This is a genomic window from Fodinibius sediminis, assembly GCF_900182555.1.
Lineage (GTDB): Bacteria > Bacteroidota > Rhodothermia > Balneolales > Balneolaceae > Fodinibius > Fodinibius sediminis.
Map to the genome: position 1 here is coordinate 1 of NZ_FXTH01000020.1, position 24,209 is coordinate 24,209.

At 39.8% G+C, this 24,209-nt stretch carries 21 protein-coding genes and 1 pseudogene; 11 read left to right on the top strand and 11 right to left on the bottom strand.

The window, feature by feature from the left end; translation table 11 throughout:
* Positions 1-295: 295 nt before the first annotated feature.
* From FN808_RS16740 to FN808_RS16770, 8 genes are all read right to left on the bottom strand, one after another.
* Positions 296-826 (bottom strand): ferritin, encoded by a 531-nt coding sequence (locus FN808_RS16740; RefSeq protein WP_142715771.1) that lies wholly within the window; start codon positions 824-826, stop codon positions 296-298.
* Positions 827-1,267: 441 nt separating this feature from the next.
* Positions 1,268-2,713 carry a heavy metal translocating P-type ATPase gene (locus FN808_RS16745; protein WP_221930094.1) on the bottom strand — a complete coding sequence of 482 codons (1,446 nt, stop codon included), beginning with the start codon at positions 2,711-2,713 and terminating at the stop codon, positions 1,268-1,270.
* A complete protein-coding gene (locus FN808_RS19160; protein WP_221930095.1) occupies positions 2,631-3,236 on the bottom strand; it encodes a P-type ATPase actuator domain-containing protein in 606 nt (201 codons plus the stop codon). Before FN808_RS19160 ends, FN808_RS16745 begins: the two co-directional genes overlap by 83 nt.
* A 10-nt stretch (positions 3,237-3,246) precedes the next feature.
* On the bottom strand, positions 3,247-3,462 hold the full coding sequence (locus tag FN808_RS16750) for a heavy-metal-associated domain-containing protein (protein WP_142715772.1): 216 nt from the start codon (positions 3,460-3,462) through the stop codon (positions 3,247-3,249).
* A 42-nt stretch (positions 3,463-3,504) separates the two neighbouring features.
* Positions 3,505-4,110 (bottom strand): DUF6448 family protein, encoded by a 606-nt coding sequence (locus FN808_RS16755; protein WP_142715773.1) that lies wholly within the window; start codon positions 4,108-4,110, stop codon positions 3,505-3,507.
* A 163-nt stretch (positions 4,111-4,273) separates the two neighbouring features.
* Positions 4,274-5,023 (bottom strand): Crp/Fnr family transcriptional regulator, encoded by a 750-nt coding sequence (locus tag FN808_RS16760; protein WP_142715774.1) that lies wholly within the window; start codon positions 5,021-5,023, stop codon positions 4,274-4,276.
* Between the two features lie 23 nt (positions 5,024-5,046).
* The gene (locus FN808_RS16765) at positions 5,047-5,568 is read right to left on the bottom strand and encodes a helix-turn-helix transcriptional regulator (protein WP_142715775.1); all 522 of its coding nucleotides are present in this window, start codon (positions 5,566-5,568) and stop codon (positions 5,047-5,049) included.
* A gap of 11 nt (positions 5,569-5,579) precedes the next feature.
* Positions 5,580-6,326: a cytochrome b/b6 domain-containing protein gene (locus tag FN808_RS16770; protein ID WP_142715776.1), complete on the bottom strand. Its 747-nt coding sequence runs from the start codon at positions 6,324-6,326 to the stop codon at positions 5,580-5,582.
* A gap of 226 nt (positions 6,327-6,552) precedes the next feature.
* Here FN808_RS16770 and FN808_RS16775 point away from each other — a divergent pair.
* Positions 6,553-6,807: pseudogene (locus tag FN808_RS16775) on the top strand (permease); the annotation flags it as partial.
* Between the two features lie 200 nt (positions 6,808-7,007).
* Here the strand turns inward: FN808_RS16775 and FN808_RS16780 are convergent.
* The gene (locus tag FN808_RS16780; protein WP_142715778.1) at positions 7,008-10,001 is read right to left on the bottom strand and encodes a PAS domain S-box protein; all 2,994 of its coding nucleotides are present in this window, start codon (positions 9,999-10,001) and stop codon (positions 7,008-7,010) included.
* A gap of 151 nt (positions 10,002-10,152) precedes the next feature.
* Between FN808_RS16780 and FN808_RS16785 the strand changes: the two genes are divergently transcribed.
* The 10 genes from FN808_RS16785 to FN808_RS16830 all read left to right on the top strand — a co-directional run bounded on the left by FN808_RS16785 (position 10,153) and on the right by FN808_RS16830 (position 22,715).
* A complete protein-coding gene (locus FN808_RS16785) occupies positions 10,153-10,845 on the top strand; it encodes an XRE family transcriptional regulator (protein WP_142715779.1) in 693 nt (230 codons plus the stop codon).
* Between the two features lie 403 nt (positions 10,846-11,248).
* On the top strand, positions 11,249-12,073 hold the full coding sequence (locus FN808_RS16790) for an alpha/beta hydrolase (RefSeq protein WP_142715780.1): 825 nt from the start codon (positions 11,249-11,251) through the stop codon (positions 12,071-12,073).
* Positions 12,074-12,230: 157 nt separating this feature from the next.
* Positions 12,231-12,878, top strand: coding sequence for a porin family protein (locus tag FN808_RS16795; RefSeq protein WP_142715781.1), 648 nt, complete (start codon positions 12,231-12,233; stop codon positions 12,876-12,878).
* 322 nt (positions 12,879-13,200) lie between these two features.
* Positions 13,201-14,577, top strand: a complete 1,377-nt coding sequence (locus FN808_RS16800; RefSeq protein WP_142715782.1) for a TolC family protein — start codon at positions 13,201-13,203, stop codon at positions 14,575-14,577.
* Positions 14,574-15,695 (top strand): efflux RND transporter periplasmic adaptor subunit, encoded by a 1,122-nt coding sequence (locus FN808_RS16805; protein WP_142715783.1) that lies wholly within the window; start codon positions 14,574-14,576, stop codon positions 15,693-15,695. The genes FN808_RS16800 and FN808_RS16805 overlap by 4 nt, the downstream gene beginning before the upstream one ends.
* A gap of 19 nt (positions 15,696-15,714) precedes the next feature.
* Positions 15,715-18,810: an efflux RND transporter permease subunit gene (locus tag FN808_RS16810; RefSeq protein ID WP_142715784.1), complete on the top strand. Its 3,096-nt coding sequence runs from the start codon at positions 15,715-15,717 to the stop codon at positions 18,808-18,810.
* A gap of 127 nt (positions 18,811-18,937) precedes the next feature.
* Positions 18,938-19,477: a hypothetical protein gene (locus FN808_RS16815; protein WP_142715785.1), complete on the top strand. Its 540-nt coding sequence runs from the start codon at positions 18,938-18,940 to the stop codon at positions 19,475-19,477.
* A 98-nt stretch (positions 19,478-19,575) separates the two neighbouring features.
* Complete coding sequence (locus FN808_RS16820; protein WP_142715786.1) at positions 19,576-20,928, top strand: sensor histidine kinase; 1,353 nt, start codon at positions 19,576-19,578, stop codon at positions 20,926-20,928.
* A gap of 7 nt (positions 20,929-20,935) precedes the next feature.
* On the top strand, positions 20,936-21,526 hold the full coding sequence (locus tag FN808_RS16825) for a TetR/AcrR family transcriptional regulator (protein ID WP_142715787.1): 591 nt from the start codon (positions 20,936-20,938) through the stop codon (positions 21,524-21,526).
* Positions 21,527-22,079: 553 nt separating this feature from the next.
* Positions 22,080-22,715 (top strand): hypothetical protein, encoded by a 636-nt coding sequence (locus tag FN808_RS16830; protein WP_221930096.1) that lies wholly within the window; start codon positions 22,080-22,082, stop codon positions 22,713-22,715.
* 325 nt (positions 22,716-23,040) lie between these two features.
* Here FN808_RS16830 and FN808_RS16835 read toward each other — a convergent pair whose 3' ends face one another.
* Both FN808_RS16835 and FN808_RS16840 read right to left on the bottom strand, forming a co-directional pair.
* Complete coding sequence (locus FN808_RS16835; protein ID WP_142715788.1) at positions 23,041-23,607, bottom strand: TetR/AcrR family transcriptional regulator; 567 nt, start codon at positions 23,605-23,607, stop codon at positions 23,041-23,043.
* Complete coding sequence (locus tag FN808_RS16840; protein ID WP_142715789.1) at positions 23,608-24,042, bottom strand: cytochrome c; 435 nt, start codon at positions 24,040-24,042, stop codon at positions 23,608-23,610. It lies immediately after the preceding gene.
* Between the last annotated feature and the right edge of the window lie 167 nt (positions 24,043-24,209).

Here is a 24,209-nt window from a genome sequence, read left to right on the forward strand (position 1 = left end):
TGGCAAAACAACAATCAGGTCGCCAAAGACGTTATGCAATCGGCTGAATCTGATATTGGATTAACCGATGAACAACCAGCTCCGGAAGAGCCAAACTCAGATGAGATCAACCTGACAACTAAAACCAACTTCTAACGGCTGACTGTCAGATCAAGTCGTGGCTATTACAGGTAAAGTATCTACGGTTTTATCCTTTGAGCGATTCAATCTTTAACAAATAGTTTTTACTAGTGCCATCAAAAGTTTAAGCCCCCGATTAGGGGGGGGCATTTAGAATCAGCCAATATTTGGTTAGTTACTTTTGGTCTTCACTTTGTTCGGCTTCTTTTCCATTCTGCCCTTGTCTTTCGCCCATCTCGCGATCCAGTAAGTATAGTCCAGAGCCGTCTTCACCAACTAATTTTAGTTTATCAATAACATCTTGTACCATCTCTTCTTCCTCTACCTGTTCATCAATAAACCAAAGTAATAAATTTTTGAGTGGGTAATCGTCCTCCTCTTGGGCAAGATTATACATCTTGTTAATACGTTTCGTGATATGCTGCTCCTGTTCAAGAGCAAACTCAAACGCTTCCAGCGGAGAATCAAATTGCACTTTGGGTTTATCAATATCCTGCAATATTGGTTGGGCGTCTCTTTGAATTAAGTGGTTGTAGAACTTCATACCATGTTCTATTTCCTCTTGCCACTGGGCTTTTAGCCAGCTTGCAAAGCCACCAAGGTTATTCTCTTCAAACCACGCCGACATCGCCAAATAAGCATACGCAGACTGAAATTCTTCTTGAATCTGATTGTTTATTTCTTCTTCGATATTTTGCTTAATCATAATGTTAAATATTTAACTTCGATTATTTTCTAATTTTATCTAGTACAAATATACCAGTATGATGCTAAATTGTCCTATTTATACTTTTTATTAAGGACATTGCGGGATTCTTGAAAAGGTCGTGTATAATACCAGGTTTTAAATGTTTCTGTATGCACCAATTAAAATTAGTGATCATTCACTCACAATATATATGGCTTGTTGTCTATTGTCAATAGGCTTATTTTTAACATCGTGATGGGACCAATCTATACGGGATTAGGACTTATGATCTCGTGGTATCTATATATTTTTGGAAGTCTCTTTATAATAACTTTGGAATTGCAAAAGAAATCATCAAATAAATCTTTAAATAGGAAGTTAATTTAAGCTTATTTTCAAATAAGAAAGCTGCTTAATAGTGGCTGAAAAGTATTCTACTTACTTTTCTTATATGTTATTCTAAATCCATCTTAACCTCATGCCATTAAGGATCACTGCCATTACGGACAGCTCATGAACGAGCATGCCGCCCGCCATATGAATCGAACCGGTAAATACGCCGGTCAAAAGGGCCGCGACTGTCACCAGTGCAATCACTACATTTTGGCGAATATTACTCATTGTTTTTGATGACAGGCGGAGTGCCTCTGGAATATTCATCAGCTCGTCCGACATTAGGGCAATATCAGCTGTTTCAATGGCTACATCAGTACCGGCTGCGCCCATAGCAATACCGATATTGGCCGAGGCAAGGGCCGGAGCATCATTGATGCCGTCTCCGATCATGGCCACCTGATACCCCTGCTGTTGCATTTCAAGGATGATATCATTTTTGGCTTCTGGGAGGATGCCTGCATGCACTTCGGTGATCCCTGCTTCTTCGGCAATGGCTTCAGCCGTGGCTTGGGCATCACCGGTAAGCATCGCGATGCGTTCAATGCCATTTTCACGGAGTCTTGATATCATTTTTGGAGCATCTGGGCGCATTTGATCAGCTATCCCGATTGCTCCAAGCAATTCGTTGTTACGTGCTACCAACACAACGGTGCGTCCTTTCTTGGTCAGATTCTGAATCTCTTTATTAATACCTTCACTGATGGATATTCCCTTTTGTTTTAGAAACTCAGCTTTCCCTACATAAGTATGATCATTCCCCAATATCGCCTCAATTCCTTGTCCGGTATACGATTTAAATTGGTCGGGCTCCAGGATGCGGTCCGATTGTTCCATTTCCGCCATAATGGCCTCCGCCAACGGATGTTCAGAGACTGATTCGGCTACCGCAGCCCAATAGAGAAGTTCTTCCACTTCTGATGGGAGTAACTGATTATTTTGTTCAGACAAAGAAACCGTATGTACTTTCTGAAACTCCTCCTCTGAATCAACACCGGCTAAAGCGGCTTCATTTGAAAAGTGAATGATCTCGCTAACAGTCGGTTTACCTGTTGTCAGGGTCCCGGTTTTATCCAGTGCAATGGCCGTAACTTCACCCGCATTTTCCAGGTATTCACCTCCTTTAATAAGAATTCCTTTTTTCGCGGCATTACCTATACCCGTTATGACGGAAATCGGGGTTGATATCACAAGTGCTCCCGGGCATCCAATCACTAACAATGTCAGTGCCAGCTCCAGATTCCAGGTAAATAGGTAGGATGCGATACTAAGCCCCACAATGCCAGGCGTATACCAGCTTGCAAATCGCTCGATGAAACGCTGCGTAGGAGCCTTTTCTTCTTGGGCTTCCCCAACCCGTCGAATGATTTTGGCCAGGGTGGTATCGCCTCCAGCTTTGGTTGCCCGTACCTGAATGCTCCCATTTTGATTAATAGTGCCCGCATCCCGCATATACTTCCGACTGGGGGTGCTTTTCAGCCGGAATCGGCTCTCCGGTAATGGCACTTTCATCGACTGTTGTCCCGCCAGATTCAACAATGCCGTCCACCGGAATTTTTGCCCCGGGCTTGACTAGCACCAGCATTTCTTCCTCAACCTCTCGGGCTGGTATTTCACGGGGATTTCCTTCTTCGAGTACAATTGCCGTGTCTGGAGCCATATTGATGAGCTCCCGCAGTGTATCCCGGGTTTTGCTCATGGTCCGGGCTTCCAGCCAGCCGCCAAGCAGAAACAGGAATGTTACCGCCGCGGCCTCCCAATACACGCCAATGGCAAGCCCGCCCGTTGCGGCAATGGTAACGAGCAGCTCAATGTTGGTATGCCGGTTCTGCAATCCCTGCCATGCCCGCCGTGCGATTTCAGATCCGGCGACCAGCGCAGCCGTAATCATTAGCATGTTAAATAGTACGGCTGAAACCCAAAAGAAGTTAACGGCCCACCCTGCGGTGATGAGCAAGCCACTTGCGATTAATAGCACTTTTTTACGTCTGGAAGGATTACGCAGCATCCTAAATAGCTTGCCTGGTGATTCCATAATTGGAGAATTAAAATTGAGAGATTCTAGCTTCGTATCCCGATTGTCCAACTATTTTTACCAGTTTATCTTCGGAAACAGTCTCGGGATCATGCTCAACTTCAATGCGTCCGGTATTGAAATGAACCTTAGCTTGGGATACGCCCTCCGTTTGATTCAAACTGGATTCAATATTATCTACGCATGTGGGACAGCTCAGTTCATCGCTTCGTAAAGTAGTCTTCATAATAAATTTCTCCGTAATTGGATTTAAATTGATGGTTGTTTGTTAATTATTGCCGACGCCGTGGGCTGGTCCCGCCTGAGTCTTTTGATATAGTTTGTGGACATACACGATGTATTTCACGTAGGCGTCTACCCACTTGCGGCCGGCTTCTACGCTATTATCCTTCTTGCTTTTGGCTTCCATAGCATTGCTGTAAAGTTCCGTGGTTTTTTGTTGGATTTCGTTTGCCAGCATCTCGGTAACAGGGGCCAGTTCGCCTGAGGTAAGCGCTTGTTCGGCGACCTGAATATCTTGTGATCCTTGTTGAGCGGGTTTTAGTCCGGTAAAGGGCATGCCTTCGGCCTCGCGGTGCAGTCGTACCGTCTCACTCATAAAATAGCGTTCGGCAAGCTCTTGGGATTCATCCCCCTTGGTATAAACGTTCAGGCTCTGCTCGAATGTAGATTTGAGCTCTTCGGCCTGCCGGTCTGTTACCCAAATAAGCGCATGAGAGATATCGCCGGTTTCAAGGGCTTTTCGGGCATCCGTTGCTACGGGTCCGTTAACCCGATCACAGTGTGCCTGGCTGGTAGAAGCAAATCCAAGCATTAATGCTACCGTAAAAATGGAAGCTAATATGGTTTTTATATGTGATTGTAAGTATGTCATAATGAGTACCTTTTGTGTGCTTTGTCTTTTTGATTCACTCAAAAGGTAATAGGTGGGAAACAGCACTAAAATGAGCTGGATCAAGTTAGTGCAAACAATTTGTTACAGAGGAAAACTATTGGGAAGGAGAATGGATTAGCGACGCTACAAATACAATGAAGAATTAATCTTCGGCCGAAATGCGAAGCAGCTCTGGTTTATTTTTGATTGCTACCCATTGGCGGCCGGACGTTATAAGATTGTCGTTCTGGAACCGGCTCATAACTCTGCTGGCCGTGGCACTGGAAGTACCGGCCATATCAGCCAGATCTTTGCGGGATAGGGGAAGTTGGATCAGCAGTCCGTGGGGATGTTTTTCGCCGAACTTGTTTCCTAACGTAACAAGGACATGAGCTATGCGTTTTGTTACCGGCAGGGTAGAAAGATGTCGGATGCGTTGGCGGGATTCATTGAGTCGTTCGGTTGTGATATCTAATACCCTCATTGCAACAGATGAGTACCCGTTCATGATCTCCCGGAAATCCGAGAGTCTTATTGAAAGAATACATGCATCGGTCTGGGTTTCTGCGGTTTCATTATAGACATCCTTACTGTCGGCCGTGGGATTTCCGAAAAAATCGCCCGGCTGCAGCATTGCCAGCAGCACGCCTTCTCCTTCCATTGTATGGGCGACCAATTTAACATTACCGGCTACGACCACCCGAAGGATGGTTGCGGAATCGCCTTGACGGTAAATCGTTTCTCCTCTGGCATAGTGATTGGCCGTAAACTTTTTGTTTACCTGGCGGAGCTGCTCGTTAGACAACGCTTGAAAAAACGGGACCATTCCCAGCTTCTCCAGACGCAGGTCAACGGTGCAGTGATGTCCTTCCAACGACGGATTTTCAAGCGGAGTTTTTCTTTTGCTTGACATATAGAGTGTTGTAAGTCAGAATATTAACTTGTTTCCTGCTTTTGAGGAAGCAGTAAATCCTCAAGGAAAAAGGCGGACAGCTCAGATCGGCCCGAAAGTCCTGACTTGGAATAGATCGCATTGGTTTGTGCCCGAACAGTTGGAACACTGGTATCTCTGACTTCAGCGATTTCCTTATTACTTAATCCTTTTAACAGCAGAAAGGAAACTTCTTTCTCGGCCTCCGTCAAGTCCCAGCGATCCAGCTGGTTTTCGATCTCGATGCTCAGTCCCTTGACATATTTTTCAGATACCTGTTTCCATTTCTGGGCCTCAGTTTGTAGATCCTTCGAGAACTGTTGCTCTCTGGCCAATGAATGTTGCAATTTGAAGCGACCTCGAACCAAATAAAAAACGCCTCCCAATGCCACAACTCCCACGACCGCTTCAATCGAAATATGCCACAGGGCTACTCCTTCAAAATAGTCATTATAGATATCTATGGATGCCAGCACTGCTATTACAAAAAGGATCACGGCAATGATCCATCGTTCATTGCTATTCATTTTATTACCGCTTAATCGTCATCATTTTCTTCTTCAGGGGCTTCTCCTTCGTGAGCAGATTCATGCTCCTCTTCACCGAGGACCAGCTCTTGTCCAAAGAAATTTAAACTTTGATTCGTGCTATCGTAGTTGGAATACAAGTAGCCCGTCCACATTAATGTAAGGATTAAAAATAGGATTCCGGCCAATCGTTTGCTACTGGTAATGCCAGATTTTTCTGGCAGGGACTTCTTTTTACCGTCGAACATGCTCAACCACAGCGAATCCCTGTGCTTAATATGATGGAATATAATGCCGCCGACATGGGCCACAACGGTAATCAGAAATATGTTGGCCAGCAGTTCATGCGTCTCTTCATAGAAATCGGTTTCGCCGCCTCCCGTCATTATCACTCCGGTAATAGCTAATCCCGCGGCGCAAATAAACATGATAACTGCCGCGTAGCTAGAGGCCGGATTGTGTCCCAGGTATCGTTTGGTTTTTGTGACGACGGCCTCTTTTAGATATCTGATGAGTTCACCCGGGTTCATCTTAAAGGATGAAAAGCGGGCGTAGGTGGTCCCGACAAATCCCCAAATAATTCTCAGAATCAATAGAAAGCCAATGGTTAGTCCCGCCATCATGTGAAGGGTAAAGAGCGGATTTTTGTCGTCTACTGTTTCAACAATGAGATAAGCTCCCAAAAAGAGGAAGGCGAAAAGCCAGTGAAAAATTCGCGTTGGCCAATCATAAACGGTGGTCTTGGTATTCTCTTTCATAGCTGTGCTCCATAAGGTGATGGTTGATTTCTGCCTCAATATTTGGAATTCACCTTATTTCCGCATCAAACAAATGATGTATAAGAGTACGGTTTTCAGGCTTTATGGCTTCAAAACAGATATTTATGTGAGTCAGGAACATTTTGTCCTGAGTCCAATCTCACAAAAATAAGGTAGGATTAGATTGAGTTTATCAATTAATTGACAGCAGGATCTTTCTTATGAATCGGTTATTATGGGTATGGCCATTCCGCTTTATTTGGATGCGGTAAGCGTACTACCGGTAATCGAATCGTTAATTGGCAAAGGCGTGCCCATGGGAACAGCTATTGCCTTTATGATGGGAGCCATTGGATTGTCGCTGCCAGAAGCTCTGCTGCTTAAAAAGGTAATGAAGAACAGATTGTTGATAGTATTTTTCGTGACAATCGGCTTAGGTATGATCCTATCAGGGTACTTTTTCAATTTAGTTTTGAGTTGAAGTGATGTAAGATCAGTGTCTTTTTTATGAAGAGATACTAAATTTGAAGTTCTAATAACGGTTGTAGTTAAACGAGTGGGCCCCTTGTATTATGGGGCTTACTGATTGTATAGAAGATTTTATCTAGGATTTTTAGAGGAAAATAATCTCCGTATACGTTCCCTCAATAGGTTTGGTATTTGGAATAGTACTCAATCTTTTTAAAGCTCAAAGGTCAAGATAAAGCAAGAGCCATTATCTTGCGTGATTTCAATTTCACCTCCAAGTTGCTGCGTAAGCGTATGGATTAATTTAATTCCAAGAGAACCATTGTGACCTTCTTTAACTTCTTCTGGTATTCCAACACCGTTATCCCTGACTTTTAACCTCACAATACCATCTTCTTCATGTACTGCAATTTTTATATGTCCGTTAGCATGATCGGGAAATGCATGTTTAAAGGCATTGGTCAGAAGTTCATTTAATAACAATCCACACGAGATGGCTTGATCCATCTCAAGCTCAACGGGTTCGGTATCATAAGAAATCGATATTTCTTTCGAGCTGTCTATAAAACTCGAGGCAACACTTTCTCCCAGGTTCTGAATATATTCATCGAATTGCAGGGAAGAGAACAGCTCCATTTGATAGAGCTGTTCATGGATCAGCCCCATGCTCTGGATACGCGTTTGGCTATCTTGTAAACTTCGATAGGCTTCTTCGTGCTCGGTAGTATCCTTTTGGAGTTCCAGCAGTCCCGAAATAACAGCCAAATTGTTTTTTACCCGATGGTGAATTTCGGCAAGTAGTATCTTCTTTTCTTCCAACTGCTCTTTCAACTGCTGTTCTGCTTCTTTTCGCTTAGATATATCCACGTAAATGCCAAAAATGGCAATTATGTCTTCATCTATTTCCACAGGCACTGTAGCAATAAGGACCGGAACATCTTTTCCATCCTTACATTGGCGGATCGTTTCTATCTGAAAGGATTCCCCCTGTAATGTCCGACTGGTAATATCCCGGGCTTCTTGTTTCCGTTCTGGAGGAGCTAAAAAAGAATCAACATCCTTATTTTGTAATTCTGAGAGCTGATACCCGAACATCTCCTCAAAACTCTCGTTCACTCTTGTAATCGAGTGATCCTTGTCTAAGAGTACTAATCCCACGGGCGCATTTTCAAAGAGCTGGCTAAAAAGCTCCATGTTTTTCTTTAAAAGCCGATCCTTTTCTTTACGCTCGGTAATATCTCTTATAATGGCTTGCACGCAATTTTCGCCGTGGAGGGGCATATGGATTAAACTCACCTCAGCCTCAAAGCAGGTACCGTCCTGGCGTTCAAACTGCCATTCGAAGAATTGATCCTCTCCCAGGAAGGCTTGTTTTACCTTCTTATTGCCTATATCATCTGATGCCTCCCCTGAGGGTTGTATGGTTGGAAAAAAAGCATTCAGCGCATGGTCCGTAAGCTCATTACAAGAACATCGAAATAGCTCTTCGGCACGCCGATTACAATCTATTAATTCCTCTTCGCCAAGAATTAAGATCGCATCAAAGGAGGTATCGAACAGACGTTTAAACTTTTGTTCGCTTCGCTTCAAATTTTTCTCAGCATTATAACGCTCATATACTCGACCCAACTGATGACCGATTGTCGCCATTCTCTCCAAGAGAAGGGCATCTTCTTCTAACACCTTGGAAGAAAAGAATTCCAGTATCCCGACCACCTTCTCGTCAACAAGAATCGGAAAACCAAAACAAGCTCGAATTTTCAGGTCGATATCGGGCAGACGCCGAATAAAATCGGGATCTTCGTGGGCATTTCGCACCCATTGGGGCCTACCGGTTTCTATGACATCACCCACCATTCCTTCTCCGGGAGAAAACCGGACGCCCATCGTAAACCTCCGGAAGTCCTCAAACGTTTCCGGGTCTTGTAAATACCAAAGATCAGCCGGATAAAATTCTCCTGAGCCATCATTGGCCGGTTTATAAGCATGACCAACAGGCCAGTCCATAAACTCACAAATCTCCTGGATACTTTTCTCCAACGCCTTATCCAAGCCATGAGCTTCATTGGCTATTTTTGTTAAACTGTGAAGCAACTTGGTGAAAGACTGTTCTCTTCTAATCTTCTCTTGAGCCTCCTGGAAGTCTGAGATATCACGGACCACGGCCAGCGTATGCACTTCCCCATTTTCTTTAAGTGGCCCAAGCATAATATCTACCGGCACCTCGGTTCCATCTTTTCGAATAGCCGATAATTCAAGATCAGCGCCCATCGGCCGTTTATGCGGATTTTCAGTGTACCGGCGGCAGTGGTCTTTGTGTTCTTCCCGCATAAGCTCGGGAACAAGCATTTCAATGGGATTGCCCACCAGCTCTTCTTCGGAATATCCCATCATGCTTTCGGCCTCCGGATTGCTATATAGAATCTCACCTTGCTGATCAACTACAAAAATTGCATCTGGCGCGGCATCAAGTAAGCGCTTGAAACGCCCTTCACTTGCCTGAAGCTCTTCCTCAATATGAATGGTTTCACTGACATCTCGCAAGATGGACAGATGTTGGCCTGGCCGTACATTTGCAATGGCCCGATACTCTGTATATATAACGGTTCCATCTTTTGCTTCCAGCAGATATTTCCCTTCGTCCGTACCGGTACGCTGGAAATTCTCCCATTTTTTATCTGTATATGATTGCATGGGCGTATAGGTAATATCTTCCACGCCCATGCCAAGCAATTCCTCTCGGGAATACCCTAACTTCTTGCAAGCTGTTTTATTCACTTGGGTAAACCGCCCTTCATCATCAGCAACGAGTATAATATCAAGAGCCTTATCGAATATTGATTTGAAAATGGGATGTTGTATAGAATCTTTTGCAAGAAGTGGTGGAAAAAGACCCTTAATGGAACCTAAATATCTGGGCTCCTCCCCACCTTCGATTTGCTGTAGAGATAGTTCAACTATAGTATCATCGCCTTCGGGAAGGGATAAAACAAGAAAGTCATTTGATATATCCGAATCTTCAGCGGGACAGAGGCTTGAAGCAAGAGGTCTTGTAATTTCTTGGAGCGTATGACCAATAATTTTAGAAGCAGGATCAAATTGCCTCTGAAAGGCTTTATTAATATCCGTCACTTCTTTGTTTTGACCAGATATTAAAAGCATTGGAATAGGATTACTCCCAAACAAAGCTTCCTCAACATTCTTCATTAAATCATATAACTTTTATAAGATAGACTTTCCCTTCTACCAACCAACAGTACAAATCCTAAATGAAAAAGCACTAATTTTTGATTACACTGTTAAGTGTATCTATATCACAATAAAATCCCAAGTATGGGAATAGTTATTTACATTCGTTATGCCTGCAAGAAAAATATTTAGTGAAAGACTAAAAGAGTTGGAACAAGTATTAGGCCTTACACCTACTGAAATGGCTAATATCGGGGACTGCAGTCAGTCTACGTATTACCGGTATAGAAAAGGAGAGTCCATCCCCGACCTGGAATTTTTAAATAATATTCTCAAAAATAAGAATAAAATAAACGCTGAATGGCTCCTCAAAGGAATTTATCCTATCCTCAAAAAGGATACATTGAAAAATAGTGACAAAACCAGAAATCCGATTAAATTTTTAAATTTGCCCTATTATACAATGAACCCTATACAAGAAGGGGGAGAAGGACAATTGTCTGTAGAGGAGTGGAAAAACCCCTCCCGTACCATTCCCTTTTGCAATACGTTCATAAATACCATAGTTGAACCTGACACAAACAATCTTTTAGCTGTTAATGTTAAATGTGACTCCATGAGTCCAGTTATAAAACCTGGAAGCATTATCTTGGTAAATAGAGATCAAACCGATCCTGCCGGTGACGGCATTTTTATTGTACAATTAGATGATGAAATACGGATGAAATTGGTTCAACGTCTTCCCTCAAAACGGTTACAGCTCTCAACAATAAATAATAAGTTTAATCCCATTGAAGTGGGATTAGATGAGGATAATTTTGATATCATCGGCCGAATAATATGGAGGGGGGCAGCGGTGTAATAGAGGTAAATTTTTTGAATATAGATATTCACATTTTCTTAATGGTAGGTTGCCTATCTCTTTTATATATGAATTAGTTTCAGTCAATTTGACTCTTTTACCAATCTGCAAATTGGACTTTTGGGATTCTATTATTCACTAAAAGAAGTTATGTCAATTTCTATTGACATGGGGAGTTTAGATACGTACATTAATGAGTGAACGCTCACTTATTAATGTGACTTTAGATATATGTAAGCTCCTGGAGGATATAAGTAAAGAAGATCATTCAGAGTTCATTCTCATTGATATCAAATGTCAGAATCATGAAGCTATTAGACAGGGTTACAAGCTCAGAAAACGTTTTAAGTTCAGTAAATAAACGATCCAAACTAGACGAAGAATTTAAAAGAATGAGGATGCTATGTATATGATCAATTTAAGACAGGATGGAGTTGACGGAAATGTTTTTTCGAACAAAGAACATCTATTTAATCTCGATCGAAATGGAAAGATAAAACAGATTAATGAGACGGAGTTGTTGTCAGCGATTAATGGGAAAAGTGTATTGGTACTTGTGCATGGTTTCTATGAGGAAATTTTTGATGTTTTGTCATATTACTTGACTCTGGATTATCACTACCGAAAATCTTTAACTGATAAATATGATGCCATTGTGGGTTTTATTTGGCCAAGCGGGGAGTCGAAATATGGTAATTACCATTCAAAAGAACATATAAGAAAAGCAGGATCGTTCTTTCGGCATTGGGTGTATCGTCTGAATTGCGCCCAATGCACAATAGATGTTATGAGCAATGGTATGGGATCTTTGGTTGTATATCATTCTTTCCAAATTCCCGGGGATTTTAGGATCCGAAATATTTTTTTGATGGGAGCGGGCATCCCTCAAGAAGTGCAAACAAATATATCTCAAATGGAGAAGATTGTTGATCTAGTAAAGCATATATGGGTGTTTTATATCGAAAATAACAACTCCCACGATAATAAATCAGTCAAGAATAAGGCTAAAAAGCCAATGATATATTCAGAGCGGAAGAAATGGGAGAAACAGACAGCCCAAATACAAAATGTTAGCTTAGCAAACTTAACGGGACTGATAGATGATTATCGCGGTTACCAGAGTTTGACATTCGTAATTGAATTAATTGGAGCATTGCTTTCGAATAGTCAAAACCTTTTAAGTACAACGGTAAATGATGTAAAGGAAAGAGTTTTAAACGACAGTTAATGTAAACGGACACCAAAGAAAATGCTTGAAAAACAAGCAGAAAGGGTGCACGTGTTTACGGTTACCAAAATATAAACACGCGCACCTTTAATATGAAATCATAGATCATTTAGTAGAATGATCTAATCAATTAAAATATACCTTATGGAGGTTGACTATGCAATTTACAAAACAAAATATAAAACTTTACACAAGTATATTAGCAGGAATACTTATTCTGTTAACCACTTCTCAACTACAAGCACAGAATTATCGTCCAGTAAACTGGGGGGTTAAAGCCGGTATTAATGCGGCAGACCTATATGGCGATGATGTTGGTGGTACTTCAGCAATAGCTGGATTCAGCGGAGGTGTTTGGTTAAACTATCGTCTGGCCGATTATTTTTCTATCCAACCGGAAGTGCTGTTCAGTACTAAAGGATCGGATGTGGATACCGGTCTTCTAGGAGAAGCAGGATCAACAGAATATCGATTCGGATATTTAGAAATTCCTGTCTTAGCAAAAATCCATATGCCAACAGGCAGTAATATTGAACCCAATCTATATGTAGGCCCAGAACTGGGTTTTTCTCTTTACGGGGATGCAAATGACATAGAGGTTGACAACCAAATGAGTGATACAGAGTTTGGTCTAGTTTTTGGAGGTGGGCTCGATTTAGGCTTAGACCAGCCTTCAGCATTTCTATTGCAAAGTGTAGGACTAGACTTGCGTTATACGCTAGGCCTCACTGATACTTTTGATGTTGTTGGAGATCCCGAAGTGAGGAATGGTGCATTTACAGCAGCTATTACACTGGGATTTTAAGTTTCAAAGCTAAGGCTAGTAAATAACTGCAATAGCCGGAGGTTGGATAACCTCCGGCTATTCATCAAAATTATTAATGGTATTATCTTTGATTTTAAAAGAGGGCTTGGAGCTTCAATGAAAGAGTAAATAATGCTTATGTAAGGCAATAAACCACCCATGCTGAGATTATTTATTTCTATAAATTCAATAAGAAAAGATGGGCTTATAATCTGAATTTTATAGGCGAATAGCTAAGTAAGAAGCGTAACCACATCTCAAGCATTTCCAAACTAAAAAGTTAAAAACACTTCTTGACAGTAAGCAAAAGAACTTATACTTTGTGAGTGAACGTTCACTTAAAATAATTCAAGGAATTATCGTGAAGAACATTTTAACTATTGCAATATCATTAATCCTTGTGATTGGGGTTGCTCATGAATTAATGGCACAGACGAATAGTGAGGGAAACCAATTAGAGTTGTCTATTGCGATTGAAAAAGCACTTAATAATGCTACTAGTACTCGAATAGCCAAATCTAATTCCGAGGCCGCCAAATTTGGAAGTAGTCTACTCTCATCAGACTACATCCCGAAAGTAAATGCTAATATTTCGTATACAAGATCTCAATACCCTCAAATTATAACTCCAATCCGCCAAAAGGGTGCTTTCCCGCCTTTGGATGATCACATATATGATGCAACTGTACAGGCTGATTGGGAAGTTTTTGATTTTGGTGAGAGTCGTGCCATGCGAAAAAAGACGAAAGCACTTGCTGATGCGGCAAATATCAAATACGAGTTAGCCAAGATGGAGACTATCGAATCGACTAGTTCTGCTTTCATTCAGCTTCAGCAACTAAGAGAGCTAAAAAAGGTTCAAGAAGAACGTATTGAGACCTTGAAGAAAAACAGGAAACAATTGGAGTCATTATTTAATGAAGGTAGGGTCGCCAAAGTTGATTTGCTAAAAATTGATGATACAATTGTAAGTGCAAAAGCCGCTATTATTTCAACAAATAATAGAATTGACCAAACCTTGTTAAGACTTTCGGATGATTTAGCTCTTGAAAGAGAACTTACTTTAGCTAATATCAAGCCAATTAATTTTGATAATGATTACGCCTTTAATCCAGATAACGTAGCTCCGGAATATGCTCCTTCCGTAATTGCAGCCGAGCATCAAAAAGATGCATCTCAGTTTAATGCCAAGGCTTCGTATCGTGCTTTTCTACCGCAATTCAATTTATTTGCTATGGAGCAGTTCCGATCTGGCAGTAATCTTGAAATAGATGATCAATGGATGGTTGGGATTCGAGTGAGTATCCCAATTTTTGCAGGAAAGAAAGTAGTCAATAATCAGGTTAAAAAGAAAGAAGCTAAATCCCAGGCAATTCGACTCGAACAAACCCGTCAGCAGTTTCGGCAGCAGTTGAATAAGTTGACAAATGCACAATATGAAACGCAAAAAAGAATACAATCAATAGAAACTCGAATAAAGTATCTGGAGGAGACCTATCGTGTTGAGAATAAATCATTTCGGGAAGGGCGGTCTACAATGACTGACTTGTTGACAACAGAGTCTAAGTTAAACGGTGTACGTGCGGAACTGATTGCGATGCGTGCTCAACTTAGAATGTTAAATCTAAATATCGCAGTATTAACAGGACAATTAAATAAAGAAATGGCAATAAAACTGGCTGAAGGTGAACCGCGATGAATCTGAACAAAAAAGATATATTAATTCTCTTTACTGTAGTTCTGCTGGGCACTACTCTCGTTTTATGGCTTACTGATGATAATACTACAGCAAAAAATCAGGAACAGAATTCTATAAAGAATTCAGGTATAGCTGTGGAAGTCACTCGTCCTTCTGTAAAAACTATTGACGAAGAATTACCTTATTTGGGAACAATAACGGGAGCAAAAGATGGCAGTCTTTCATTTCGAGTGGGAGGCATGCTTGAAACGATAGAGGTGGAGGAGAGTGAGAAAGTACAAAAAGGTCAGCTTTTGGCTACGGTTTCGGTGCCTGAATTGGATGCTCAGCACAGTCGTGCAAAAAGTGAATTAGAAAAGGCTAAATCGGCAAAGGCTTTTTGGGCACGGGAGGTTTCCACAGATAGCACGCTTTACCGAGAGGGCGCTATCTCTCAAACTGTTTTTAATAAAACTGCCTTCAACTATGAACAGGCCTTAAGTAGTTACCATGCCGCAAAAGCAGCATTGAAAGAAGTCGAAGAGCGTATAAAACTGACGGAATTACGAGCGCCTGCACAAGGAACGATAGGATCAATAATTGTTCGTGAGGGAAGTAATATTGGTCCTAATCAGCCTGTCTTCTTTTTTCATCAGGGGCAGACAGTTATTTATGCAGATGTATTGGAGCAAGATATTCAAAAAGGTATAGAAGTAGGGAGTCCAGTAACTGTAGAATTAAATAATAAGAGTGTTAAAGGCAATGTTAAACGTATTGATTCACAAGCCAAGCCACCATTTAGAAGTGTACGTGTCTTTGTTGGTTTGCCAGATGGAGTAGTTAGTGGTCGTCCTTCTGGAGCTGGCGTATCCTTGTCCTTTAAAATAAATAAACAGGAAAATGCACTGCTGCTTCCTGTGTCATCGATAGATTTAAGAGGTGATTCACCCCGCATTTTTAAGATTAATAAACAGCAGAAGGTAGAAGCAATACCAGTACAATTGGGTATTCAACAAGGAGAATATCGACAGGTAAAAGGGTCTCTCTCAGAAACTGATAAAATCATTAGTTCCGGAGTAAATAATGTAGAGTCCGGAGACCGTGTTAAGATTGTTCGTGAAACAACATTGAATATTTAAATTTTAGAAAACACATTTTATGAACTGGGCAGGATTTTCAATAAAAAATAGATATACCATCTATGCACTGGCTCTTGCCATTCTGGTATTTGGGGCACAGTCTTACTTATCGCTTCCAATATCCTTATTTCCGGAAACATCTCCTCCGGTAGTAACCATTATTACCCAATACCCTGGTGCGACGGCTTTGGATGTGGCTGAAAAAGTATCAGAGGATATGGAGGAGGAAGTTGCAGCATTAGACGGTATTGCAAAGGTTTCCTCAAAGTCTCAGGACGGACTTTCAGTAGTAACAGCTGAATTTCAATATGATGTGAGCGTGGATTTAGCTGCTGTAGATGTGCAGAATGCGGTTAGTCGAATTCGGGGAAGTCTTCCTGAATCGATTAGTGATCCACGAGTTTTAAAAATTAGTTCAAGTGATAAACCAGTTATCACACTTGGGGTAAGTTCACATGATGGTAACTTAAAGAAAGTACGCCAAGTTGCAGATGATGAGATTGCCCCCGCTTTACAGCGCTTAAGAGGGGTTGCCTCAGTAGATATATTTGGTGGATATCGCCGGCAAATTAATATATCAATTGATCGCGATCGTATGGAAGCAGCTAATGTAACGTTAAGTGCGATTAGCCAAGCCATACAGACAGCCAATATTTCAAGGCCGTTGGGCAGCATTGATAACAGCCGTCGTGAGGTATTGTTGCGTTTTGATGAATCCCTCACTACAGCTGATGAAGTCAAAAGTATCCCAATTAAAAATGAGAATAATCAGAGATTGTTAGTTGGGGATATCGCAGAGGTTGAAGATGGTGTGGCTGACCCGCAAAGTGCATTTTTGGCTAACGGTACGGAAGTAGTAGCAGTGCAGGTATTGCAACAGGATGATGCGAATACGGTGGAAGTGGTAGATCGTGTAACTGCAGAACTACCGGAACTACGAACGGAATATCCGGATCTGAAATTTGAAGTTGCCACTGAAGAAGGGTCTTTTACTGAACAGGTCACAGGGAATATGGCCACTTCTATTGCTCTCGCACTCTTCTTGGCATCGCTGATTATATTTGGATTCCTAGAGAGCTTTCGCCGAGCTTTCATTGTAAGTATAGCGATGCCTATGAGTTTTCTTTTGACTTTTGCTCTTATGAAACTCAACGGCATGGAGCTGGATTTAGTTACATTATCAGCTATTATTTTGGCTGTTGGTATGGTTGTAGACGGTGCTGTAGTTGTTATAGAAAATATTAGCCGACATTATGATGATGAGAATATTTCTGCAAAAGAAGCTGCCATTGATGGGACCGGGGAAGTCTTCTTCGCTGTACTGGTTGGAGTTGCTACAACAATCATAGTTTTAATTCCCTTTCAGTTTCTGACAGGTTTTGTGGGTAAAGTTTTTGGCCCCCTGTCGCTTACCATGATTTTTGCCTTCGGCGCTTCCATCTTGATGGCTGTAACGCTTATCCCGCTACTATTTTTTCTTCTTGAGCGAAATAATTCAGGGTTTGTATCATGGATAAAAAGGTATATTGCGCCATTTAATCGAGGCATGGATAAGTTGCGTGACGGATATCTTGTATTGCTGGATTGGTCGCTTAGTCACCGTACAATTTTATTAACTAGTACCCTGATAATATTTATTGGAAGCATGGCTCTACTGGGTATGCGGGGAATGGAAGTATTACCGAAGCTTGATTCGGGTTCATTCTTTATATCCATTGAAGCGGAAGCTGGAAGTTCTTTTGAACAGACAAAATCAATAGTACGTGATATAGAAGCACTGCTCAATAAGGACAAGGATGTCATAAACTATACCTCGCAGATCGGTTTTGAACCGGACGCCAAATTTTTCGGTGATGCGGGAGCTATGGGTGTGCAACAAGCATTTATTACAGTAGATTTGGTTTCTCGTAAAGAACGGGCCAGGTCGATCTGGGAAATTGAAGATCAGCTACGAGATAAAATAAATAACATTCCTGGTATTCGGACAGCTGTGTTGAAAGAAATGGGTGGGACAGCTAAAAGTACGACTTCAGCGCCTATAGATGTAAGAATTTCTGGGCCGGATTTAAAGAAACTTAATAAGCTGGCCAAAGAAGTGAGCCAACGGGTTCGAAAAGTAGAAGGAGCTGTCAATATTTATCGCCAGTGGACGCTCGAACGGCCCCAAGTACAGTTCACCGTTGATCGTATGAATACAGCATTCTATGACCTTACCCCAAAATATATTGCACAAGAGACTTTTGCTGCCGTTGAGGGTTTGCCTGTTACACAGTTAGATGCTCCCGACGGTACTGATCCGAATATTGTAGTAAGGTATGATTCTACACAGCGAAAAGTCTTAGACGATGTGCTGCAAACTAAACTGAAACCGGGTTTGCCGTTATCTTCCGTAGCAAAAACGGATGTAAAACTGGCTCCTAACTTAATAACGCGTGAAAATCTCATTCGTACCGCTGATGTTCTAGGCTTTACCTATGATCGTGCATTTAGTCACGTCATTGCTGACATTGAAAAATCTATTGGTGAGATGGATGTTCCGGATGGATATGAAATGAAAGTAACCGGAGAAAACTCTGATCTTCAGGAATCTCGATCAAAAATGCTGTCAGCGCTCTTTGCTGCTTTGATTGCGGTTTATCTGTTAATGGTTGCTCAGTTTCGGTCCTTTATACATCCATTTACTGTCATGCTTGCGGTCCCTCTTGTTGCAGTTGGGGCCGCAATAGCCTTGATAATTACAGGCAAAGTGATTTCAATGTCTGTTCTAATAGGTTTTATCCTGCTGATAGGTATTGCTGTTAATAATTCGGTCATACTTATCGATTTTATTTTACATCAAATGGAAGGAGAAAGCCGCGAAGAAATTGTGAAAAAATCAGTTGCCGTTCGGTTTCGACCTATTATGATGACCACATTCTCGACGGTGATTGGGATGCTGCCATTGGCGATGGAACTAGCACTGGGAGCCGAACGGTTTTCACCAATGGCTATTGTAATTATTGGAGGTTTAACTGCTTCAAGTATACTTACCATGGTTGTAGTACCCGTATTTTATACAGTAGTTGATGATATTGTTAATTGGTTAAAAAGTAGAAAAGCTGCAAATACGTCATAAATTACTCCCAATCGTACCCACACCCCGATAACCCACAGTCCCAGGAGGTACCGGTTGATAGCCGGTACCTCTTTTAAAGCTTGTTATTATGTTATATAAATCAAGAATTACACTTCTAACTCTATTTATGCTTATAGCATCTATACCTGCTATAAGTCAAACTACCGTAAATTCTGACAGTACCATACATCATATACCAAACTCAACACTGAAAACAGTCAAAGGGGAACAGATTAAGGTTGGAAAGAAACAACACCAGCCTACTGTCATTTTTCTCCTTTCCAAACCTTCATCTATGTCAAAAGGCAAATTATTTTTGAAATATATTCGTCTCTGGGTCGAGACTATAAATTCAAAATACAAAGGGTGTGTTTCTTCTTTCCTAATTGTTCAACCATTTAAAACATCTTTCCCATTCTATCACATCCAAAAAGGAAAGCTTAAAAATGAGTCGTTCCCCGTAATTCTTGATAAGGATGGGAAAATATTGGATGAATTTGGAATCGGGGTAAAAAACGAACTTTCAGTTATAATAACTAAAGGTAATCAGGAAAAGTTACTGTCTATTTCAGTAGGCCAAAATAAAAATTATAAAAAAGAGATTATAAAGAATCTTGATAAATTGATCTTGAAGTCAGTAGAAGACACCACTTGTAAGGATTCTTAAGACATTCAATTCCTTGCCCCAAGAGGAAAACCGATACGAGTAAATAAGTGAATGTTTGCTCATTTTAACTTATCGAATATAAAACCATTGATCACTCAATGCATAATTCAAACGACAAACAATTGGGAGTTATAGATAAATATTTTTGGGTTGCCAATATCCTCTTTTCTATTATAGGAATAAGTCTAATTATTATTGCAATGGGGGAAGCAATAATAATGTCTTCAACATTTGAGTTACTTGCATTAAAAGATAGATGGATAGACAGTCAGGAAGATATCGTAAGAAGAATGATCACTTATGATTTGGGCAAGGATTCTAAAAATAGGTACTTGACAACAAAAGACTTCAATGAACTAGCAACAATTTCCTTAGGGATAGAAGAAATAATATCTGGTAAGAAGGAAGAAACACTCTTAAATAAACAATATTTAAAAGAGCATAGTGATATCGCCAACATTAGTAATGTAATGAAAGATCTAACTGGCTATATACAATATAGTCCCTCATTTAAAGATGCTTTAAAAGCGAAAAGAGAATCAGATCAAATAATTGAAGAACTATATAAGATATTCAAAGAACATAAAAGTAGTTTAGGCCGAGTTGAATCTGAATATCAATTTCAAGTCCAAAAAAAATATCAAAAACTGTCAACGCTAAATTTGAACATCAATAAAGCACTTGATGATTCTTTGGCATGGATCAAAAAATCATTCTTCCTTATAATTATTTCCTCCGGTGTTGTACTATTTATAGCGGGTGCTGGCACTTCATATCTGTTTTATAAAAAGTTAAAAACTTGGCAGAAATCACTACAGAAAGCCTTAGATGAAAAGAAAATATTGATACAGGAAATTCATCATCGGGTGAAAAACAATTTAGCTCAAACTGCAGGATTACTATATCTACAGCAAGAGCGGTTTCCCAAAGATAGCCTTGCACATCAAGCCATTGTCGGAAGTAAAAATCGAATACAGTCTATGGCGTTGATCCATGAGTTATTATATGAAGGGAGAGATTTATCAACGATAAATTTGCAAGAATATGTAGAAAAATTATCGGAGCAAATTAAAGATGCATTAGGAACTGAAGACGAATTAGTTCAATTTTACTATGAAATTGAAGAAATTTTTCTAGAACCGGATAAAGTTGTGCCAATAGGCTTAATTCTTAACGAGACTATTACAAATTCTATTAAGCACGGTTTTAGTAAAAGAGAAAAAGGAGAGATAGAAATTACAATTACAAAGCATTTTGGAAATCACCTTTGTTTACAAGTTAAAGATAATGGTAATGGTATTCCTAAAGATCAAAAACCCTTAAAAAGCTCATCTACGCTTGGTTTTAAATTGATAAGGGTACTTACCCTACAGTTAGATGGCGAGGTAGAGATTCATTCAAGTGAACATGATGGAACAAGTATTAAAGTATACTTTCCATTAAATAGATAATATAGATATGGAAACTAAACAGAGAATCTTAGATTCTACCATTAAATTTATTGCCAAAAACGGATATCATTCGGTAACAAATAGAAAGATAACTGAATTAGCTCAAGTAAATTCAGCAAGCATTAATTACTATTTTAATTCTCAAGAGCATCTTTTAAATCAAGCATTAAGGGTGGCTATAAATAAAGCTCTTGAGCCTATTGAGTTTCACCTCGATTCAACAAGGATTAGTAGAAATGAAAATTTAGGCAAGGCTCTTTCGAAGTATTTTACTCATATAATAGAAGACAAATTATTAATAAGTGCTGTAATTATTGATCCTGCAAAGGACATCGCACTTAGAGAAAAAACGTTGGAAAGGTATTCGTCAATCTTGTTTAAGATGTATCAAGGAATAATTATTGATAGTAGTGGGGATAGTAAAAGAAATAACGAATGTATATTCTATCAATTACATGCTGCAAGTTTGAGTACTTTTTTACATAAAGATGAAGTACAAAAAGATATTGAGAAATTTTTTTCAGAAAATTCTGTTCAATTCAACATTGGAAAAAAATTAGAGCACTTCCTCAACAATAAATCAATCGGACCTGATTGAGATAGTCAGAAGCAAAAATTTATAGTGTCCAAATTTCAAGTTTTGATGGTTGGTAATAAAGCATCAATAGTTTGATCTACTACAGCTCCCTTAGATAAAAAGATCATTTACGTTGGATAAATGTAAAACTTCGTTGACTCAAACCAACAATCGAAGCTAAATAACAGTTTAAAAGTAGTAAACCTATGAGTAGAAAAACTCTGTAATCTGTATTGTGATAAAGATGAAAGAAACGTGTGTCTAAAAGTTTCTGCTTACCATTAACTTCCAAATAATAATGCACCCTCTTTCCATGCTTAAATCCATGCCAGTTTTGCTAATTGTAGGCTTTATGCCCTTATCAGTCTTGGGGCAAAGCCAGATGGCTTTGCCTAAAGTGGATTTAAAGATTATATCACAGGTAAATCAGGGGAACAGTTATATTACCGCCCCAGCCGATATCGGGAATATCGAGCCGCTGTGGTTCGAAGCGAATGTGATTCCGAATTTTTATCTGTGACAAAGTAAAAATGCTCGTTTGATGGGCGTAGTTACTCCCAAAATTATTATTCGAATGTATCAGGAAGAATCGTTTCCAGTACGTACTCCCAGCTATATGCCACAGCTTACGTTGTATTATTTCTTAAAGAAGCGAGCGAACTTACAGACTCTCAGTCTGTATGGTCGCATTGGTCACCACTCAAACGGACAAGAAGGGGGTTTTTATCTGAAGGATGGAGACATTAATCTCAAATCGGGAAGTTTTTCAACCAACTATTTGGAACTGGGATTTATAAAAACCAATGTTAGTGGCCGCTTAAATGCCTATCAGTTTTATAAAACTTCGCTGGAGTTTCATCCCAAGAAATTGGTTGACACCCCGCTTCACGGAATGTACAGCCGGCTTCGATGGAATAATTCCCTTTCTATATTCAGGCTTTCACCTGAGATAATGCAAAATAACTCAAAACGACCAGCCATGTCGCTTAAAGGTGAAACCACATGGAAGTTTGGTGACTATGAAAACCTTAATACTTTTTCACCTCAGAGATTAAACCTTAGTTTAACCTTCTACTATCATCCAAACTTTTTGGAGGATATTGGGTTTTTCGCTCGCTATTACCACGGATCTGATTATTACAATATTTATTTTGATCACCAATTAGATATACTGCGATTTGGAATTATGACCGAAAAATTAAGCTTTTAGCCCCAATCCTTAACCCCTAGTATTAACATCTTATTTATCAGGGTTATACAACACAAAAATTTAAATCCCATCAGAAAAGCTCATTTATATACTTTTGTGAGACTTTATTCAAAAAAACAACCCGACTAAATTGGTGTGCTCTTAAATAATTCGGTAATTCAAAGCGGGTAATGATATAACAAGTTGAGGAAGGCATTTTGAGTGGATATTTTCGGCCACGAAGACCTCAAATGCTACATTCAAATATAGCAGAATAAATGATTTAATGTACTTCCTGTTTTTGCTGTAGTTCAATAGTCGCTGAGAAAGGAATATGACTCTCCCATTAAGCTTTAATAGTCCGTAATGCAGCATCAATAGTTTGATCTACTAGATCTTCCTTAGACAATGAGATCATACCACTTTGCATGAATATGAAACTTCGTTGAACCATACCTATAATCCACGCTATAGCTATATTTGGATCTACAGAGCGAAATTTACCTTCATCAATACCAGTTTCAAGTATTTTTATAAAGATATCCTTTGGGAGAGGTTTAGAAAGAATTTCCTTGGTAATGATTTCTTCCCGGTGATGAACAATAAGGACATATGCGAATTCCTTTTTTTGGTCAAAGGCAAACTCGAATATCTCACGAATTATGGCTTTTATTTGTTCTTCAGGGTTTTTCTCTTGACCAGCGGCTTCTTTAAAAGCAGTTCTGAAATGATTAGCACATTCAAGAAATAATTTTCGTGCCAGATCATTCTTACTTTTAAAATGGCGGTAAATATTCCCTTCTGCTGTTTCAGCACCTTCTGCTATAGCCCTAATTGAAGTGCCGTCTACACCGTCTCTAACAAATAATTCTAATGCCGTATCTAATATTGATTGTTTTTTGCTTTTAGCCACTTATCTGTTTCCAATAATTTTAGTTCTAAAATTAGCATGACAACTTACACAGCCCTGCTGAATGATACTATAATGCTTTAGGATTTCATTCATATTTTTTGCTTTAGCATCTTGAGCTAAAGAATCTGCATGGTTATGTACCTGCTTGTCTAAAGCTACAAAAGCTTTCATCTTCTTACCAAGAATACCTGCAATTTCCTTTCTCTGGCCGAGAGGAATTTTAGGATGGTTTACAATATTGTTCGCTCCTGACCAGATTGTATCATAATTTTCGTTCCAGATGCCAACCTCGATAGTTTGCATATCCATCATGAGGCGTTGCATTATTGTTTTAATAGGCTGTGTATCCTTTGGCTGCTGTAAGAGTTTCTTTTGAATAGAGCCAGTTGCGAAGAATACAATTAGTATCAATAATAGCAAGGTTCTGTTCTTCATAGCTGAAAACCCTTAAGTATGTGAATGTTTACTCACAATGTATTGAATTTAGAATATTTACGCAAAAAGAATGAGATGGAATTTACTATAAAAGGAAATATTAGGGTAATCAGAGAATATTAAACCTAATTTAAAACATATAGGCCTTTAAAGTTCCCAGCTTTTAA

Excerpts from the sequence above, each read along its gene's own strand:
- FN808_RS16765 (WP_142715775.1), bottom strand. The coding sequence starts at position 5,568 with ATGAATAGCAATGAACGATGGATCATTGCCGTGATCCTTTTTGTAATA.
- FN808_RS16745 (WP_221930094.1), bottom strand. The coding sequence starts at position 2,713 with ATGAAAGTGCCATTACCGGAGAGCCGATTCCGGCTGAAAAGCACCCCC.
- FN808_RS16760 (WP_142715774.1), bottom strand. The coding sequence starts at position 5,023 with ATGTCAAGCAAAAGAAAAACTCCGCTTGAAAATCCGTCGTTGGAAGGA.
- FN808_RS16820 (WP_142715786.1), top strand. The coding sequence starts at position 19,576 with ATGCATAATTCAAACGACAAACAATTGGGAGTTATAGATAAATATTTT.
- FN808_RS16740 (WP_142715771.1), bottom strand. The coding sequence starts at position 826 with ATGATTAAGCAAAATATCGAAGAAGAAATAAACAATCAGATTCAAGAA.
- FN808_RS16755 (WP_142715773.1), bottom strand. The coding sequence starts at position 4,110 with ATGACATACTTACAATCACATATAAAAACCATATTAGCTTCCATTTTT.
- FN808_RS16770 (WP_142715776.1), bottom strand. The coding sequence starts at position 6,326 with ATGAAAGAGAATACCAAGACCACCGTTTATGATTGGCCAACGCGAATT.
- FN808_RS16780 (WP_142715778.1), bottom strand. The coding sequence starts at position 10,001 with ATGAAGAATGTTGAGGAAGCTTTGTTTGGGAGTAATCCTATTCCAATG.
- FN808_RS16785 (WP_142715779.1), top strand. The coding sequence starts at position 10,153 with ATGCCTGCAAGAAAAATATTTAGTGAAAGACTAAAAGAGTTGGAACAA.
- FN808_RS16830 (WP_221930096.1), top strand. The coding sequence starts at position 22,080 with ATGTATCAGGAAGAATCGTTTCCAGTACGTACTCCCAGCTATATGCCA.
- FN808_RS19160 (WP_221930095.1), bottom strand. The coding sequence starts at position 3,236 with ATGGAATCACCAGGCAAGCTATTTAGGATGCTGCGTAATCCTTCCAGA.
- FN808_RS16825 (WP_142715787.1), top strand. The coding sequence starts at position 20,936 with ATGGAAACTAAACAGAGAATCTTAGATTCTACCATTAAATTTATTGCC.
- FN808_RS16840 (WP_142715789.1), bottom strand. The coding sequence starts at position 24,042 with ATGAAGAACAGAACCTTGCTATTATTGATACTAATTGTATTCTTCGCA.
- FN808_RS16815 (WP_142715785.1), top strand. The coding sequence starts at position 18,938 with ATGCTTATAGCATCTATACCTGCTATAAGTCAAACTACCGTAAATTCT.
- FN808_RS16750 (WP_142715772.1), bottom strand. The coding sequence starts at position 3,462 with ATGAAGACTACTTTACGAAGCGATGAACTGAGCTGTCCCACATGCGTA.
- FN808_RS16790 (WP_142715780.1), top strand. The coding sequence starts at position 11,249 with ATGTATATGATCAATTTAAGACAGGATGGAGTTGACGGAAATGTTTTT.
- FN808_RS16805 (WP_142715783.1), top strand. The coding sequence starts at position 14,574 with ATGAATCTGAACAAAAAAGATATATTAATTCTCTTTACTGTAGTTCTG.
- FN808_RS16795 (WP_142715781.1), top strand. The coding sequence starts at position 12,231 with ATGCAATTTACAAAACAAAATATAAAACTTTACACAAGTATATTAGCA.
- FN808_RS16810 (WP_142715784.1), top strand. The coding sequence starts at position 15,715 with ATGAACTGGGCAGGATTTTCAATAAAAAATAGATATACCATCTATGCA.